The organism is Paraburkholderia sejongensis (assembly GCF_020880815.1).
In the GTDB taxonomy this organism is placed as follows: domain Bacteria; phylum Pseudomonadota; class Gammaproteobacteria; order Burkholderiales; family Burkholderiaceae; genus Paraburkholderia; species Paraburkholderia sejongensis.
In genome coordinates this window covers 147170-164317 of record NZ_JAJITD010000003.1, presented here as the reverse complement: position 1 = coordinate 164317, position 17148 = coordinate 147170, and the positions used below count along the sequence as shown (strand labels likewise).

Sequence of the window (17148 nt, the reverse complement as noted above, 5' to 3'; positions counted from 1 at the left end):
CGGTCTGTAGAAATCCGTGCGTTCGGATCATCGCTTCGCCGTGCGGTCTGCCGCTTTCCGCCACGGGTCGCTTCTTTTCAAAAAACGGCAGCCAGAAGGCGACCGACGGTAGAGCCGGTCAACTGCTTTGGCACGCCTGCGGTGATTTCACATGTCGACGACAGAAAATCCGTTCACCTTACCATCGATGATGTCCTCTCCCTGTTGCCGGGCAGCACGCCTCGCCACCCCAAAGTCGGAGAATGCATGGGACTGGTTTAGCCGGAAAACACGACTTGCAGCCGAATTCGCTATCGCGGACGGACGACATATCCGCACCGCAATGTCATACCCCTCGGCGTAGCGGGAGTGGCCGTCAAAGCGGGCGAAGGTGCGGGGGAAGACAAGAGGATGAAGTTCGTACCCCTTGTAGAGAAGAAGCGGGTATGTCGGCATGTCGGTTACTCCACAGGGGAGGCCCACTATACCCCGGAACAGGCAACGCAGGGCTGCGCAGATATTTTCCAAATTGAGTTGACCCACGGTGCCGGCGCGCGTATGGTGGGTCACGAAGTCCGCAAAGCGGATCTTGTCCGCCCTGTCATCTCTCTTCGTTCAGATGCCCTGACGACGGCTGTCAGCCTCGTTCCACCTCAGCCGTACTTAGCGATTCCCCCTGAGAACGTTCAGCGGCAACCAGGTTGCCCGCCGCGCGATAAAGCGGGGGAAGGATTGATCCATCGCACGAGCGACGGATGCTTTCTCGACACTGCACCGACCACAACTCGAAAGGGACTGCTGCGGCTTCTCAAGTGCCAGCTTTCCCGCCGGCAAAGCCCGGCTGGCTCGTCAGGCGGTTCGGATATCGCTGCCGGTCAAATCCACGCAACGATCAAAAAAAGGCTGCTTGCTGCGGCCCAAAGGAGTGATCTGATGAACACCATTCGCCAATATCGAGGCCTCGATATTTCCCTGCTCGTGTACCCCCATCGCGCGACCCAGGCCGGGTTCGGCCACAACTACGAGGAAGGATTCGACGCATCGATCCGTATCAGCGAACCCGAGTCCGGGATGGACAAGGTGAGGAGCCGCCTGTTCCGCGTGCCCGGCAGGCGGCCTTTTTTAAATACCGGCGACGCAAGGCGCGCGTGCGTGGCCTACGCTGAAATGTTGATCGACGAAGACAGATCCGGCCGCGCGATCTGGGAGCCCGTGTGAACGGTCCGGCCAGGTGACGCCAGCCGCGCGAGCACGACCGCGTGCTTCAGGGGACGAGGGGTTCGGCCAATTCGATCGCGCCTGTCGCCGTAATTGGCGGTGCCGTCGGGTATCGATATCACGATCACTTCAGGAATACGAATGGATTCTCCGATGACCGGTACGGAACGCGGCGCCGAAACGGCTGGCGATGTACTCGAATTCCATCGCAGTTCCAGTGGCGATGGATGGTTTCTCTGCCGCTGCGAGGGCGAAGCCCCTATCGTGCGTCATGTGCCGAACGCGGCGTCGGGCGGGATCGTATCGGAACTTGAGGTCGGTGCGTTTCTGTCGTCGAGGGGACGCGGACCCGAGCACGATGCGTTGATGAACCTGCTTTCGGGGCTGATACCATCCGCCCGCGAATCCGCTCAGTCGGGCGGCGGACCTGCCGCGGTCCTTCCATGCCGTGCGAATCCCCCGGAGTCGCATATCCAGGTGGGTGCGGATGCATTGCTTCTTGCGGTGACGCGCGTCTGTACGTTCGCGCAGGAGCGGCGGCTAACCAGCGCAAGCGGCTTCTTTTTCCAGCAGGAAACCCGGCTCTTTCTCGTGACCAGCCGACACGTCATGATCGACGTGTCCGGCGGGCATTTTCCCGACCGGCTTGAGATCGAGTTTCACGTCGATGCTGAGAATCTCGCGGTTGCCTCGTGGCTATCGGTTCCGTTGTACACCGCGGGACATCCCCTCTGGCGTCAGGGAACGGACGATGGTGGCGACATCGACATAGCCGTAATCGAACTCAACCGGACCGCGTTGCCGCCGGGCGCGACGTTTCAGGCGTTCCGTCCCGGTCATTTGCCGCGTCCGGGTGATGTGGTGCCAATCGGGGCATCGCTTCTGATCGTCGGGTTTCCGCTGGGATTCCACGATTCGCTGCACCACCTGCCGGTCGTGCGACAAGGCGTTCTGGCATCGGCATTCGGTTTGCGTTTTCAGGGGAAAGGCTGCTTCGTCACGGATGCAAGAACACACCGCGGCACCAGCGGCGCACCGGTCGTTCTGCGAGCGGTGTCGGATGGCGGCCAATCCGATGAACTGGCATGGCTGCTTTTAGGCGTTCATTCTTCGAGCATCGATATGGGCGGACGGGACGAACAGCTGGACGAGTCGCTCGGACTGAACAGCGCCTGGTATGCGGATATTCTGATGGTATTGACGGCGCACTAGCGCGACGACCAGAGGCCCCTTGTCTCCAATGCTTGAGTTTCTCGCAACACTTCCGCAGTTTCATGCGGACCGCCTCGCGTGCAAGGTCGTTCACATCGGGACGGGATGTGTCCTTTCCATCGCGGAGGGCGGCCTGTCGCCACCCGCCTTGATGTTGAGCGCAAGCTGGCCGGGGCAAATGGAGAACGAAGCTCTTACGCTCGAAGGCCTCGATGCAATAAATTTCTACATGCGGGAAGCGAGAACGTACGGGGCCGAGGTCGCGTCGATAAACCGTGCCATTGCCGCGCTCGATCATGCAATGGGAGGAGAGAGCACCTTTTCGGAAGCAGTTCATTCGCGGGACCGTTTTATGGGTGTCTCGCGAAACAGGTAGACGGAAACGCTTGCTTGCGGACGACCATTCGCTCAGTTGCGGCGATACAAGCAAGATGATCTGCATATGTGGCCCGAGGAAATGCTGTCATCTCCGGGCACTTGCGATGGCCTCTTGCGAGGTACAACGGCTATCCGGTTTTCTGATTCTTCCGGTGCAGACCATCTCCATGTTCAGCCGCTCAACAGACGTCTCGGATATGTCAGTTTCCTGTCAAAGGAAAGGCGTACCGGTGTTTTGCAGGACATAACTAGGGAGCGCGCGTCTTTGTCAGGACAAGCTGTGAACGTCAGGAGGTTGTTTCTCAACGCGGGAAGTTCGGCCATCACCCACGGCGGCTCCGCTCTGCAATTCCGCCGTTTGCAGGCGAGCGGCCTGTTGGCAGCAACGGCCGACGGTATAGCTCACGTCGTTGGCGTTTCAACGGCTGTTCAGGGGGGTGAAGCGGCCCCACAAATGTTCATCTGTCAGCCTGAACGAATGACGGCTCCTGGCCGCGTGCCGAAGTTCGCCAAATGCGCATGGCCACCGCCGACCCGTCGAGCGGCGAGCTTCCGTAGCCGAGCCTGAAGAGACAGTCAGACCTCCCGCAAGCGGACACTCGGCGCATGTTCATTGGCTCAGCCGCCCGTTATCCACACGAAGGTTTTTGCGCCCACGATCAAGCGATGCCGGTAGCTTTAGTCAGCATCTCGCCGATCTGTATGGAAAACGGGTCTTCCGCTGAACGCCCTTCCAGAAAGCGATCGTGCTCTCGGCGCGCGCCCTCAGCGTTGCCTGTCCTCGCGAGCACAAACGCGAGCGCGATCGGATGCTGTACGTAGTTGTAAAAACTCAAGCCTCCGCACGACAGATAGCTTCGCAGCCATTCGAAGGCCCCGACGACGTCATCGACCGATTTGACCCGTCGCCAAAATTCGTCTGCTCTTGCGATCGCCGCTTCTACAATCGGCGCCGATTTCTGAGCGACGACTTGCTCTGCGCAAATAACGCTCACATCTAAACGCAAATATCCGGCGAATGGGTGACCCGTTGAATCGTACCCACTTCAGAGGCGCTACTGCCTCGAATCCCCGCGCGTTCAAAGACGCTTCGACCACGGGAGACATCACGCGATGCGCTGCCTCCAAGGCCACCATGTTGAATGCTTCGCCGTTTTTAGCATCCTTCAGAACGTGCGCTATCCACTTGCTGATGCTCATCGTCGCAACACCATGTCAGGCTTGAAAAGCCGCCGCCATCGGTCTGATTTTCGACGAGGCGTGGCCATGGTTGGGCTTGCTTTGTCGACGATTCAGATCGCGCTGTCGAACGGCCGATTGTGGCCGAAGCCGTGTGCAAGGAAAAGCTTGTGGGCGCAACACTGCTCACCGCCGAGGGTAAAGCTGCTCTTTCTCTCCTACGCGGGCGCAAGGGGGAAGATGTGTGCGGGTCGGCATTCGGCGGTGCGGCGAGCACACCGCTGGTGTGGGTTGGCGCATGCGTGTCCACGGCAACCGAGGACAACGGTGGACAACACCGATCGCCGGACAGCCGGTACGCGGCGCGCTTCACCGCGCCGCAAACGCGCTACCTACCGCTGGGGGACGCCGCCGCGCCACTCGCCCCAATGCGTGACGATGTCCTGCACGAGCGGGTTGCCCGTGAGAAACAGATTGTCGATCGCGATCGTGAACCCGCCCTGCGAAGCGTAGTTGAGCAGATTGTCGGCGCTCGATTGGCCCGCGTATGGGCGATCGAAATCCGAGCCAGCACGCAGCACCGCGACACGCTTCAGGTCGACGCGATGCACGGTCGCCGCGCGGGTCAGCGCCTCGAAGGTGGCATTGTCTTCCTGCTGCGTCGTGCAATAGGTGCCCTTGCCGTTGGTCAGGATCTTCGTCCATTGCCGCGCGCGCTCTCCAAGCTCGGTGCCCGACCACCAGGTATCGCCCGCCAGGGTGTCGCATTGGATCACGGTCGGCGAACGGTTCGCGGGCGCATAGGTGTATTTGGCGCGGGCAGCCTGAGCCTGTGCGTCGTCGGTCAGCGTCACGTTGCGCGATAGCGCGAACGCCGCGTTCGAGAGAGCCGGATTGAGCTGGAACACTTCGGTGCGATAGTCGAGCGGCGGCTTCTGTGCCGGGTCCGTCGTGTTGATGCCGAGATAGCCGGTTTTCCAACCCGGCGGAATTTCGCGTCCGTCGATTTCCCACTGAATGCCGAAGTCGACGAGCCAGTTTGCCCAGGCCACGGAACCGACGGTCCCCTGAAGCGGATCGATTCCGGCGATGCCCGCCACCATGAAGTAGGTATGACGCAAGTCGAAACGTGGCGAGAACGTTAGCGCCATGACCGACGCGGCGGCATTCGCGTGCCCCATCCCCGTCGTCATCACGCAGACATCCTGGCGATTGCAGTGCACGGCAGGGTAGTCAGGAGACAGACCCGCGACGGCGATGTCCTGCCACGGTCCGAGATGATCGAGCCATACCTGGCCCTCCGGACCGAACATCGAAATGATCATCACCTTGACCGGACGGCCATGCGACCCGCCGTCGTCCTGTGCGAAGCCGTCGTCTGTATGCGCGATGGCCGGCGCAACGGCCGCGCCGGCCACCAGCAACGATGAAATCACAGCGCGAAAAGACCGATTTAGCATAAGAGACCCCACCTGTAGTGTAAGAACTGCGGTTGCGAAACGTGAATCGCGTGCCGTGTTGTTGACTGGTGTCGAGGCTTTTGTCGGCGTGCAGCGTGGGGCCCGAGCGTTAGCCGCTCAGGCGGCAGTGAGTATAAGCGGAGAAAAAAATGGGAGCTGGCGAGCGATAGCCAGGCGCCGGTAAGCCGTCTGCTGATATGCGATGTATCGTTGTGAGGTGATGTCCGCAGGATTGGTCATGGCAGCGAGTTGCATGCGAGACCAAGTGTCCCAATCGTTTCTGGCCGTACGGAGACGGACGGCGGACATCGCAGGACACCCCATCTCGATCTTTGGGTCGGCGGTGCGATCATTGTCGAAACAAGTTGGCTCGATGGCTCGATGCAAGACATCGCACTTGGACGTTTGATCGGACGGCTTTTAGGTCGACGCATGCATGGATGTATGCGCGGACTGTCGCTGCCTCAGGGACGGCCAGCAAGGGACCGGATCTTGCTCGCGATGTCCGTGTCCTGCTGATGGAAGGGAGCACGTCATGATCAAGCTACTTGGCATCCTGGCTTTAGCGTTCGGTATTGCGGGTTGCGTCGCTGCCCAGCCGCCCTACTACGGCTACGGCGAACCGCCCGGCTATTATGCGCCGCGCCCCAGTTTCGGCATCGGGATCGGGGCGGGCAGTTTCGGTGGGAGTAGTTTCGGAGGCGTCGGCGTCGGGCTCGGATTTTAGATGGGGCGATACTGCCGTCAATCATGCGTCGTCTCTGGCCAGCAGCCCGACATGAAACACGTCACTGTCCCACGCAGAGCCTCATGCGCGACGTGGAATGTACAGCCGACATATGACCGGCCTAAGCAATCGAAGTACTCGCACTCATGCGAGAGCCCGAGGTCGCACACAGTAGGAGGAGCAGTCCCGCCAGCAGGGTCAGGGTGGCGCTGGCTGTCACCGCCGATCAACTCATCTTCGTTAACCAGCGCTGCTGCCGCGATACGGGAACCCTTGGTCGGGAAGAGCCGGGTGCCGAAGTTGAGGATGCACAGGTAACCGGCGGCGGCGATACTCGCTCTTGAGGACGTGGGAGCAGAGTTCGCGGGTGACCGGAGCGCCCGTGGAGGAGCGCGTGCCAGCGTGGAAGCGATGAGAATTTGCCGCCCACCACGCGGCAATCTTGTGCGAGCCGGTCCACGGCAGGTCGTCGTTTGGGTCCATCGCTACATCGTTGTCCTCGTGGTTCCCGCTGGGGCGGAAATCCACGCTTTCCGGCTGGCGGCGCTCCAGATCCAGATAGGTGAGGTTGAGACGCGTGGTGATCGCCTGAAAATAGACCCGGTCCCCTTTGCATCGATGCAAGGCAAATTCGCCCGCCACATCCAAGCGTCCGGAGCTGCGCCGCTATGACTTTGAAAGCGCGGGTGCTCTCATCAGCAGGCTCACACGCTGTCGGGCCAAACGAGCTCGATCCAGTCTTGCCCATCGAATCGTAGGACTCGTCCGGTTCCGGTGGTCCCCCACAGGAACGATGCGTTGCTGGCAACGCGATAGAAGGTGCCCGCACTGTTGACCGGCACATGGACCTCGGTCAAATCGCGGTCGACGATCCGGAACAGCTGATGATACGTGCACAGATAAACCTCACCGTTGAAGGCTGCCATGCCCCAGAAGTCCTCCGTGCGTTCCGGAGACGACAGATCCTCCCAGACGTCGAGGCGCCCCTTGATGACGGTACCGCCGCGCCCGCACACATAGACCTGGCCGTCGGCATGGCACAGCACCTGGTGCAGGTGCTGATTGGTCGGAGCGTCAAGCGGGTGCCATCGCGTGCCGTCGAAGTGCACGACCGAACCGTTGTAACCAACGGCGTAGATATCGCATTCGTCGAAGCCGTCGATCGCGTTCAGGATGGGGTCGTTCGGTCCGCCGTAGGCTACACGCATCGGTCCGGCCACATCGACCCACGCCGCGCCGTCGAACCTGTAGACGGCGTTCTGGCTGCCGCACGCGTAGGGCCAAGCGTCGATCATTCGAACGCCAGACAAAAATCCGACGTTCGGCGGTATCGGGATCGCGATACGTCCGGCACCGCGGGCGTCAGGGTAGAAGAACGACTCTCCGCGCCTGTACACGGCGATCAGTTGTTTCCTTCCTGAACGCTCGTAGTAGACCCCTCCACTGACTACGTCGTTGACGTCGCGTCTGTCGATGACAGCCCACCCACCTGCGGGTCTCGCCACGACCGCGCGCGTCAGGTCCACGTCGTCGGCAGGCGGGTGATAGAAGTGCCCGAACAGTGTGCATTCCTCGTCGCGTTCTGGAACCAGCTCATTGAAGTAGAGTGCTGCGGGGTGCGCAGGTATTGACTTGTTTGCCACGATTCTGTCCTCTCAAGTAACCGAACTCGCTCCTCGCTCTCCCGCCCCGCATCGAATGCTAACTCAACGGTAGGGGGGAGTGCTCGTGGCGCCCTGAAGGTTCTTGCCGAGCGCGCCCGAGGCCTTGACGTTGTTGTCGTCCTTCATGCCGCAACGCTTCTCGTAGTAATTCTTCATCTGTAGTCGGATGCACCCCTTCACCTTCTCGTCCTCCGGCGGCTGAAGTTTGTTCACCTTGGCTACCGACTCAACGGCGTTGTCGCGCGCCTGCATATACTTGTACTCGCTCCCGCTCACGAACGCCTCGAACTCCGCCAGATCGACGATCTTGTGATATTCACCGTGGACGCCAGTATGCTGATTGAGACCCTGAGCGCAAATGCAGGGTGCGGTGCTTCGCGTGTAGTTGTCAGCGACGCCGCTCATCTGCCGATTGGGAATCAGGTGGTGTGCGGCGACGTCATCGCCAGGGCATCCTTCGTGGTGCGGCGTCAGGCGGTACTTCTTATCGTCGACTCCCGCGCACGGCCCGTCCCCCTGCAGTGCCGCCATCTCATCGATATACGGCCACGGCGTGGTGTTCCCGGGCACGCTGCCGTGGTTGTGGGTTGTCAGGTCCATCATCCTGACAACGTTTTCGTTTTCCAACTTCACGTCCATCGACCAGGCCGTGAAGTAAACCTTCCCCATGTTCTTGCTGGTGACGACACCCTTTTTCGGAGCGCATCCCGCTTCGTCGCCTGTGCTCCGCTTGAAATATGACTTGTTCTTGAGCATCACCTCCTGCCCGGAAATCTGGACCGTGCTCGATCCATCGCTCGTGTCCGATGCCATCCCGGTATTCGGATAGGGAATCGGCACGCCAGGCGGAGTCGCGGGTGTCTGGGGCGGTGTCATGCACACGTCGGGAAACGCACAGATCGACTTGCCCGCTGCCGCCTTGCAGGATATCTCCATGTTGTTGGCGTAAACCTGGTTCGCCATCACACTCCCCTGAAGTGCAGCACGGCAGCAACGCGCTGACCGGCATCATTGGCGGCATGCGCGAGAATGTTGACGCCGGCGCTGTAGCCCTTGCGGCAGGCGGCGTCGGCGACGGCAAGAATCGCGATCCCGCCTGCCGCGCCGGCTTCACCTATGGATTCGGCTGGATGCCAGATATCGAACTCTTCTTTCCGTTTACGCAGGATGCGCGACAGCGCAAGCGCGGCCTCCTTGAAGTAATACTGCTCGCCTGAGAGATCCGTGATGCGGTAATCGAGGTCGTGCAACTGGCAACCTGCATCGCGCAGTGCGCGCTTGATCGCACTCGTTAAACCCTCCGCGCGCAGCGGCTCGCCGGAACCGATGTGGGCTTTCTCCATGCCGAAACCGACACCTGCGCAGAGCAACTCGCCTTCGCCCCTCGGCTCTCGGACGAGCAGCGCGCCGGCGGCCTCGCCAGGCATGAAGCCGTTGGAATTGCGCGGGGTGAGCAGGCGGTCTTCGCGTTCGTACACGCTCAGCGTGGGCCAGGTAAGCAGGCTGTCGGTGGCGGCGATGAGCACCTGGGGCATATGGTTTTCGTCGATCAGCTTGCGCGCTTGCGCCAGGGCGATCGCCGCGCTCACGCGGCCATGCGCGATGACAGCGGATTCAGGTGCGAAGCGCGCGTCCAGTTCCTGCTGGATGTCGAGAAACAACTTGTCTTCTAGACCTTCGAGCCGGCCCGGACGCTCGCGCTCTGCCACGCACAGGAGCACCGCGATGCTCGCCCATTCCTCGCGCGGAATGCCATCGAGGCACTCGGCGATCGCCATCGTCGCCATTTTCGCGAGCTTGGTTCGCCCGCGCCAAGGCTTTTCCAGCGGCACCTGGTGGGCCATGACCCACTCGCCACCGGAGTCGATGAAGCGCGTTTCCGTGGGATTGCTGATCTTGGCGCGGATGGCCGCGCAGGCGGCTGGCGCGGACAGGCCCACGCTGGTGACGAGGCCAGCGCGCTTGATGGCAATAGGTTGCGCAGGCATCGTTGACGGCCTATAGCGCCGGCGCGGCGACGACCGGAATAGGAAACGCAACTTCTTCCCGCTGCTGCCACCAGTCCCTGCCCTTCCTACCCACCAGCACCTGGGCGATCTCGAACATGTTCTTCTTCAGCGGCCGGGCGACGCGCCAGGTCATGGTGACCCGTTGCTCGTCCGGCTCGATGACGAGGGTGTCGAGATTGGCCTTCAAGTCCTCGCGCCCCCCCTTCTTCGGGAATACATACACCGGCGCCTCGAAGTACGGCAGGGAGAACGAGCGGCGCCCATCGACAGTGAGATTGACCAACGTCACCGTCTGCTCGGCGAGGGGGATCGGCAATTGCTGATCGGCAGGCGCGGCCTGGTAATAGCGTTCGTCGAAATCTGCCGGCAGAAAGGGAAACACCTCATCGAGCCAGCGTTGGTCGTAAGTGCCGGCGAACTTGTAGCGCGGTTCCCAGTTGCGTCCGATCGCGCCGTAGGCCATCGGCAGGTACTTGCCAAGCGGGTCGGTGACGGGGCGGTTCAATTCCTCGGTATTGGGAAGCGGTGCGCCGTCAAGCCATTCGCCCTTCAGGTGCTTGTGAAAGCCGAGTCCTACGGGGTTGTGCATGAAAGCCGCGTGCTTCGCCGGATTTTCGTGCCTGTTGTCGACGCCGCCGAAGGCGCGGTCGTAGCTGATCAGCATCCGCGCAAATGGCTGTGGCCGGGTGGCGCTCACCCCCCCGACCCCGGACTTCCACACCCGCTTACCGACCACCGCGAAGCTCTTCGACCACGCACCGATGCGCACGCCGACCGCGACGCGCTCCACCGGCCGCCCCCCGGGGACGTGGGCCGATGCATTGAGGATCACGTCGCAACGCTGTTTGCACGGGGCGAAGTCCACCTCGTACTTCGGGGCCGAGAAACCCGGCTCGCCGTGGAACACGTCCGCCATCACCAGCGGCACCTGCTCGTCATGCAGGCTCAGGCGCGACGCCTCTTCGGCGGGTATGCGGAAGGTGCCCTTGATGACGACCACCAGCAATTCCCGGCCGCTCGGCTCGATACCCATGGTGTAGCCTGCGAGCATGCGGGTGGCGTTGATGAGTTCCACGTCTGCTCTCCCTACCCTCTCCCCCCGGGGATGGGCGAACCGTCAGTTGAGTTGCACCGAACCGCCTTTGATGTGATTCACACCCGACGAGCAGTTCAGGACGTAAGCACCCTAGATCAGCACTTTGCCGGCCTTGATGAGCGCAATGCTCGCCTTTCCGCAGCGCAGCACGATTTCCTCTATGGCACTCACGACCAGGCGCTGCCCGTCGGCATTCACCTCCACCTGGGCAGGTTTGTCGTCGAGCGGCCAGGCGCTTGGGCCTTGCAGGAGGCCCGTGACGATCGGGCGTAGCGGATTCCCGTCGTCGAACATCAGCACCACCTGGCGGCCGATGTGCGCCTTGTAGCCGAGCGGATCGAGCTTGCCAATCAACGCGACGCTACTGATCTTCGCCATTGTGGAGTTCCATCATCGAGGGGGCCAGCGATGCACTGCTGCCACCTGATAAGACGGCCGTGCGAGCTGCTTTTTGCAAAACGACAACGCGCAGCCGCGTCAGGGCGGCACGCTGGCGTCGGCATCGAGCGGCCGGCGGTCGGCGTCCGTACGGCGCTCGCGTTGGACAACCACGCCGCCCGACGGCAGGGTGCAGGCGGCGGAAGGGAAAACCCAAAGCTATCTGTCTTCAGCCGACTGAGCTATCTACACAAAGACACCGGGAAATGACCGTGACGGGCGAATTGAGTCGCCACATTGCGTGTCGAGGCAGGCCTGCGCATGTGGTTTGTCGCTGGCCACGATCTTGTGCCGGCCACGCTTGCCTGAGGATCCGCCATAGTCCGAGACCGCCCGTCATCTTGGCCGCAGACCGTCGGCTCGCGACGGTCTGCTTGCGAGCGCACTTGGCCGGTCGGTGCGGCAAGATGATTGTCCCTTCCTGGCCGAGCCTGCCCCCCGCGATCGCCCGTAGTCGCCGGTCTAAGCCATCCGTGCCGGCCGCGCTTAATAGCAGCCGTCGATTGCACAACAGTCGTTGAATTGATTGATAAACGCGCCCGCCTCGTCCATGACGAGAGATGGGCTTTCAGCCCGTGCGCCCCCAAAATGCCCGAAGCTTTAGCGCCTATCGGCACGCCGAAAATCGATGCAGCGGTCCCTTTCGCCGACCTCGCGAGCGTCAAACCCGGACTGCGTTCGGAACCGGGAATCGTCCTCTCACAACGATCACGTCGACTAACCTAGTATTGCGCGGCGATTACCTGGAGGATGGCAACGAATTCGTTCATCGCCTGCGAAGCAGCTTCGTCTTTCCGTGTAATGACACTGTAGTTCGACAATGTCCGCCGTATCGGCACGTCCAGATAGCCTAGAAGGCCATGCGTGACGTACTTGTCCATCGCTGCTCTCGGTTGTAGGGAAATCATGTCGGTTGCCTGCAGCAACTCTAACGTCGTAAAAATCGACGGCGTTTCCACGATGCCCATCGGCGCAACCATGCCGGCCGCCGCGAACGTTTCTTCGAACAGCTGTCGCATGGCGGTGCCTTGCGGATACAGGATCCACGGCCACTCGCCCAGGTCGGCGATCTCTATGCGTCGTTGCTTCAGCAACGGATGATGTTTGCCGACGACCGCACGCGCCGGCTCCGCCAATAAATCGACCACATCGAAAAGCGCCTCGTGTCGTGGCTCGGTCGGGCGCCCAATCATCACATCGAGCTGTCTTGCCTCAAGCCACGTCGCGAGCTGATCACTGCTTTGCTCGACCAGTTTGATGATGAGTCTCGGGCGCCGGCGCTGGATCTCCTTGATAGCCGCGGTGACGAGTTGCGCGGCGGAAGCCGGAATGAAGCCGACCGTGAGATGACCATAGCCGCCGTCTTTCAATGTCGCGAACTCGCTTGAAAACTTGCCCAGATTGGACAGTGTCGTGCTGGCGTAGCGCAGCGACAGCGTACCGAGATCCGTCGGCCGCATTTCGCGCGGCAGCCGTTCGAACAGCGGCGCGCCTAACATCGCCTCCAGGTCGCTCAGGATCTTCGTGGCGGCCGGCTGAGTGATGTGCATCTGCTCGGCCGCGATACGAAGGTTGCGGGTACGACCGAGTAGTTCAAGCAACTGCAGATGCCTGAAACGCAGCTTGGTCAGTACTTGCGTGATTGAAAGGCTGGAATCTTGCGACATAGGGTAAACACGATCCGATTTATAACCAAATGGAATTGATTTTACTCAATTCGCAATTGGACGGTTATCGCAAGCTCAAACGACAATTCAAAGCGCGTCGGGCATTGCCGGCCCGGCTGTCTTCGAACCATCTTCCTCACTAACGTCCACCCATGAATACACAAATCCGCTACTCCGCCGATGAACTGCAAGCCTTCGCACAGCGTCTCCTGGTCAGGGTTGGAATGGAGGACGTCAAAGCGCTCGCCATCGCTCGCACGCTCGTCGACGGCGACCTGATGGGACACGACACGCACGGCCTCGCGTTGCTGCCCGCCTATATCGGCGAGATCGAAAACGGCGCGATGACCTGCTCCGGCGAGCCGGAGGTCGTCTCCGACCGGGGCGGCAGCGTGTTGTGGGATGGCCGGCGTCTGCCTGGCCCCTGGCTGGTTCTCAGCGGAATCGAAACACTGGCACCGCGCGCGAAGAAATACGGCACGGCGACATTGGTGATTCGGCGCAGCCACCACATCGCCTGCCTTGCCAGTTATCTGGAAAGAGCCACTGCCGACGGATTCATGATCGTGCTCAGCAGTTCCGACCCGGCGGGGCAAAGCGTGGCCCCTCACGGCGGCACGCGGTCCGTATTTACACCGAATCCGATCGCGGCGGGCATTCCGGCTTCGGGCACACCGTTTTTGATCGATATCTCTTCATCGATGGTGACGCAGGGGATGACCGCGCGCCAACACAAAGCGGGACAACACTTCGACGAAGCATGCTTCCTCGATGCGGATGGGCAGCCCAGCGGCGATCCCGGCGTGCTTAGCGCGGATCCCCCGGGGTCCATCCTGCCGGTTGGTGGCATGACGGGGGGACATAAAGGCTTCGGGCTGGCGTTGCTGATCGAGGCGTTGACGGGGGGGCTGGCAGGCCACGGCCGGGCCGATCCTGCCGATGGATGGGGCGCCACCGTGTTTCTTTCGCTCTACGATCCAGCAGCTTTTGGCGGCCTCGCGGCGTTCGTGCGGCAGATGGACTGGCTCGGCGATGCATGCCGCGATAATCCGCCGCGTCCAGGAACCGCGGGCGTGCGCATGCCGGGCGATCGCGGACTGAGCCTCAAGCGCGAGCAACTGCGCGATGGAGTCGCTCTGCACCCGACAATCGCGCCGGCACTTGAAGCCTGCGCACGGCGCTATGACATCGCGCTGCCTTCCGCACTACCCGGCTGACAGCGGGGGCGAGAGCCCGGACTCTCGCCGCGGCCGCATTGTTTTGCCGTTACACGTCGCGGTTGAGCGCGGCCGGCGGAATCGGGCCGCGCACGAGCAACCAGTAGCCGGTCACCGCGACAGCGGCAACGGCCGCTCCGACGAACAGCGCGGGCTGGAACGAGTGGGTCCGCTGCACGATGAAGCCCGTGACCACCGGTGCCAGCGCGCCGCCGAAGTAGCCGCCGAAATTCTGCATGGCGCCGATGGAAGCGGTGCAATTGGCGGGCGCGGCAACGGACGCGGTCGCCCAGGCCGCGCTGCTCGAAACATACAGCAGCAACATCGAGATCGAAATGAAGACGACCGCCAGCGTCACATTGTGCGTGAGGCCGGTCAGTACCGTGAACACAGCGACCCCGAAAAGCGAAGCCGCCATCGGATACTTCCGGCTGTTGATTGCCGACACGCCTCGCCGTGCGAGCACGTCGCAAATCTTTCCGCCGGAGAGACTGCCCACCACGCCAAAGAGATAGGGAACCGCGGCCACCCATCCCGACTTCGCGATAGTCAGGTGAAGTTCCATTTGCAGGTAAGACGGCAACCACGCGTTGTAGAGCCACAAGACGTAGATCGTGCCGAAGAATCCGAGCAGCATGCCCCACGTGGTGCTGAACTCGAACAGACGGCGCCACTCGCGCCATGTCGGACGGCTCTGGGCCTCACCATCGACGTCGGACAGATACGCGCGCTCCCGTTGCGTCAACTCGACCTGATGCGGGTCGCGATGCAGGATAAAAAAGCCGAGCGCCACGAGGAGGCCGACGATCCCCATGACGCCGAACATCCAGCGCCATCCCACAGTCAACATTAAGACCGTCAACAAGGGCGCTGATATTGCGGTACCCAGCGTCGACGAACTGTTCCAGATGCCGGTCGCGGCGCCGCGCTCTTTTTTGCCGAACCAATCGCGAACGACTTTGGCGGCCGTCGGAAACTGCGGCGCCTCCCCTATTCCCAGCACCATGCGAGCAGCGAAGAACTGACTGAAGTTGCTCACCACACCGCCGAACGCCTGGGCCACCGACCACGTCGCCAGGCTGATCGACAGCATGACGCGCGCGCCGAAGCGATCGACCAACGCGCCCGCGGGCAGTTGCGCGAATGCGTAAGCCCATAGAAACGCCGACAGCAACAGGCCCATTTCCGCGACGGAGAGTCCGAGATCGTGCCGGATCAGCGGATTCGCGATAGACAACGTCGCGCGGTCGATGTAATTGATGATCCCGCTCAGGAGAAGCAAAGCAAGCGCGGTCCGTTGAATTCGCCGCACCCGTGGGGAGGCCTGGTCGTTGGAAGCGATGTTCTGAGCGTGACTGCTGCCCGACTTCGGCACACGCGGCGCCGTCGAGGATTGCTCCATGGATACGTCTCCTGAATATTTTGTTTTATCGGCGAGGCCGGTTTCCGATGCAAACGTGTGCACTACAGCATTGGATTGACCGACGATATGCCCGCATCCGTTGGAAATCCAATCAATATTCGTCGCGAAGCAATTCCATTTGTTTATGGCGAAGTAGGGGCAAACCCGAGCGTAACCATCGGCGGACGGATGAGATCGAAACCACAATCCATGCTTTCCAGGAACGCCATACGTAACGCGGGACCACGCGGAGCATCTAAACACGCGGCATCGCGGCATTCAACTCACGCGCATCTCTTCATAAACGGGCCGTTTGCCTTCGAGCGCCATGCCGTCCTCCCGGAACAGATGCACGTGCCGCGTCGAAAAATTCGCCTTCAATGTCTGGCCCTCGACGGCCGCCGATTCGCCAGGACCCTTGACCTGAATCACACGATCATCCGCAAGGCGCACGTGCAACAGCGTTTCGCTGCCGAGATGCTCGATCACCATCAGCTCGCCCGTTAGCGCGGCGTCGGTATCGCCGTTGGCCGACTCGGCGAAATGCTCGGGGCGAATGCCGAGCACGACGTTCTGCCCTGCTTCCAGGCCGTCGCCGTTGCACGGCACGCCGAGCGACGCGCCGCCCGGCAATTCGATCGTCACGCCCCGCGCGTCCTTGTTCAGCAAACGGACATCGAGAAAATTCATTTTCGGCGAACCGATGAAGCCCGCGACAAAGCGGTTGCGCGGCGTGCGGTACAACTCCAGCGGCGAGCCGATCTGTTCGACCTGGCCATGATTGAGCACGACGATCCGATCGGCCATCGTCATCGCTTCCGTCTGGTCGTGCGTGACGTAGATCATCGTGGCGTTGAGCTGCTTGTGCAGCTTGATCAGTTCGAGCCGCATCTGCACGCGTAGCGCCGCGTCGAGATTCGACAGCGGCTCGTCGAACAGAAACACTTTCGGCTCCCGCACTATGGAGCGCCCGATCGCAACGCGCTGCCGCTGGCCGCCCGACAGCGCCCGCGGCCGCCGTTCCAGCAACTGCCCGATCTGCAGTATTTCCGCTGCGCGATGCACGCGTTCCTTGATCTGCGCTTCCGGCAACTTGATCATGCGCAGCCCGAACGCGATGTTCTCGTACACCGACATGTGCGGGTACAACGCATAGGACTGGAACACCATCGCGACGCCGCGCTGCGACGGCTCCAGCTCCGTCACGTCCTCGCCTTCGATCACCACATGCCCGGAGTCGATCCGCTCCAGTCCGGCGATGCTACGCAACAACGTGGATTTGCCGCAGCCCGACGGGCCTACGAACACGAGAAATTCGTGTTCCTTCACATCGATATCGACGCCCTTCAGCACGTCGGTCCCTGCAAACGCTTTGCGGATCTGCTGCAGATGTACGGCGCTCATGCGTGTCTCCTGCCCATGCATTGCTCGATGACGGATGCGCGATATCGCGCAGCAGGCCGCTCGGGCACGCTGTCGCGACGCACCATGCAGAACTCGAT

The 17148-nt window shown here is 61.6% G+C and carries 16 protein-coding genes; 4 read left to right on the top strand and 12 right to left on the bottom strand.

Annotated features, from left to right (window positions below; translation table 11 throughout):
- Nucleotides 1-147: 147 nt before the first annotated feature.
- Complete coding sequence (locus LJ656_RS06880) at nucleotides 148-435, bottom strand: hypothetical protein (RefSeq protein WP_230508519.1); 288 nt, start codon at nucleotides 433-435, stop codon at nucleotides 148-150.
- Here LJ656_RS06880 and LJ656_RS34950 point away from each other — a divergent pair.
- Nucleotides 391-1197 (top strand): hypothetical protein, encoded by an 807-nt coding sequence (locus LJ656_RS34950; RefSeq protein WP_329958837.1) that lies wholly within the window; start codon nucleotides 391-393, stop codon nucleotides 1195-1197. The two genes, LJ656_RS06880 and LJ656_RS34950, sit on opposite strands and share 45 nt — an antisense overlap.
- Before the next feature lie 141 nt (nucleotides 1198-1338).
- Complete coding sequence (locus tag LJ656_RS06870) at nucleotides 1339-2409, top strand: trypsin-like peptidase domain-containing protein (protein ID WP_329958824.1); 1071 nt, start codon at nucleotides 1339-1341, stop codon at nucleotides 2407-2409.
- Between the two features lie 1037 nt (nucleotides 2410-3446).
- Here the strand turns inward: LJ656_RS06870 and LJ656_RS06865 are convergent.
- Together LJ656_RS06865 and LJ656_RS06860 are read right to left on the bottom strand one after the other, a co-directional pair.
- Entirely contained in the window at nucleotides 3447-3794 is a 348-nt protein-coding gene (locus LJ656_RS06865; protein ID WP_230508517.1) for a hypothetical protein, read from the bottom strand.
- Between the two features lie 564 nt (nucleotides 3795-4358).
- On the bottom strand, nucleotides 4359-5426 hold the full coding sequence (locus LJ656_RS06860; protein WP_230508516.1) for a purine-nucleoside phosphorylase: 1068 nt from the start codon (nucleotides 5424-5426) through the stop codon (nucleotides 4359-4361).
- 535 nt (nucleotides 5427-5961) lie between these two features.
- On the opposite strand from LJ656_RS06860, the gene LJ656_RS06855 reads away from it, so the two are divergent.
- Entirely contained in the window at nucleotides 5962-6153 is a 192-nt protein-coding gene (locus LJ656_RS06855; protein ID WP_230508515.1) for a hypothetical protein, read from the top strand.
- A 240-nt stretch (nucleotides 6154-6393) separates the two neighbouring features.
- Here the strand turns inward: LJ656_RS06855 and LJ656_RS06850 are convergent, their stop codons facing one another.
- The 7 genes from LJ656_RS06850 to LJ656_RS06820 all read right to left on the bottom strand — a co-directional run bounded on the left by LJ656_RS06850 (nucleotide 6394) and on the right by LJ656_RS06820 (nucleotide 13027).
- Nucleotides 6394-6795, bottom strand: coding sequence for a hypothetical protein (locus LJ656_RS06850; protein ID WP_230508514.1), 402 nt, complete (start codon nucleotides 6793-6795; stop codon nucleotides 6394-6396).
- A 62-nt stretch (nucleotides 6796-6857) separates the two neighbouring features.
- Nucleotides 6858-7796 carry a beta propeller repeat protein gene (locus tag LJ656_RS06845; protein ID WP_230508513.1) on the bottom strand — a complete coding sequence of 313 codons (939 nt, stop codon included), beginning with the start codon at nucleotides 7794-7796 and terminating at the stop codon, nucleotides 6858-6860.
- Between the two features lie 63 nt (nucleotides 7797-7859).
- Nucleotides 7860-8780 carry a PAAR-like domain-containing protein gene (locus LJ656_RS06840; protein WP_230508512.1) on the bottom strand — a complete coding sequence of 307 codons (921 nt, stop codon included), beginning with the start codon at nucleotides 8778-8780 and terminating at the stop codon, nucleotides 7860-7862.
- Nucleotides 8780-9805: a hypothetical protein gene (locus LJ656_RS06835; RefSeq protein ID WP_230508511.1), complete on the bottom strand. Its 1026-nt coding sequence runs from the start codon at nucleotides 9803-9805 to the stop codon at nucleotides 8780-8782. The genes LJ656_RS06840 and LJ656_RS06835 overlap by 1 nt, the downstream gene beginning before the upstream one ends.
- Nucleotides 9806-9815: 10 nt before the next feature.
- Nucleotides 9816-10901 carry a DUF2169 family type VI secretion system accessory protein gene (locus LJ656_RS06830; protein WP_230508510.1) on the bottom strand — a complete coding sequence of 362 codons (1086 nt, stop codon included), beginning with the start codon at nucleotides 10899-10901 and terminating at the stop codon, nucleotides 9816-9818.
- 111 nt (nucleotides 10902-11012) lie between these two features.
- A complete protein-coding gene (locus tag LJ656_RS06825) occupies nucleotides 11013-11300 on the bottom strand; it encodes a DUF6484 domain-containing protein (RefSeq protein ID WP_230508509.1) in 288 nt (95 codons plus the stop codon).
- Between the two features lie 782 nt (nucleotides 11301-12082).
- Nucleotides 12083-13027: a LysR family transcriptional regulator gene (locus LJ656_RS06820; RefSeq protein ID WP_230508508.1), complete on the bottom strand. Its 945-nt coding sequence runs from the start codon at nucleotides 13025-13027 to the stop codon at nucleotides 12083-12085.
- A 152-nt stretch (nucleotides 13028-13179) separates the two neighbouring features.
- Here LJ656_RS06820 and LJ656_RS06815 point away from each other — a divergent pair, with 152 nt between their 5' ends.
- Nucleotides 13180-14244 (top strand): Ldh family oxidoreductase, encoded by a 1065-nt coding sequence (locus LJ656_RS06815; protein WP_230508507.1) that lies wholly within the window; start codon nucleotides 13180-13182, stop codon nucleotides 14242-14244.
- A 49-nt stretch (nucleotides 14245-14293) separates the two neighbouring features.
- On the opposite strand, the gene LJ656_RS06810 is transcribed toward LJ656_RS06815, so the two are convergent.
- A complete protein-coding gene (locus LJ656_RS06810; RefSeq protein ID WP_230508506.1) occupies nucleotides 14294-15646 on the bottom strand; it encodes an MFS transporter in 1353 nt (450 codons plus the stop codon).
- Between the two features lie 279 nt (nucleotides 15647-15925).
- Nucleotides 15926-17050, bottom strand: a complete 1125-nt coding sequence (locus LJ656_RS06805) for an ABC transporter ATP-binding protein (RefSeq protein WP_230508505.1) — start codon at nucleotides 17048-17050, stop codon at nucleotides 15926-15928.
- Between the last annotated feature and the right edge of the window lie 98 nt (nucleotides 17051-17148).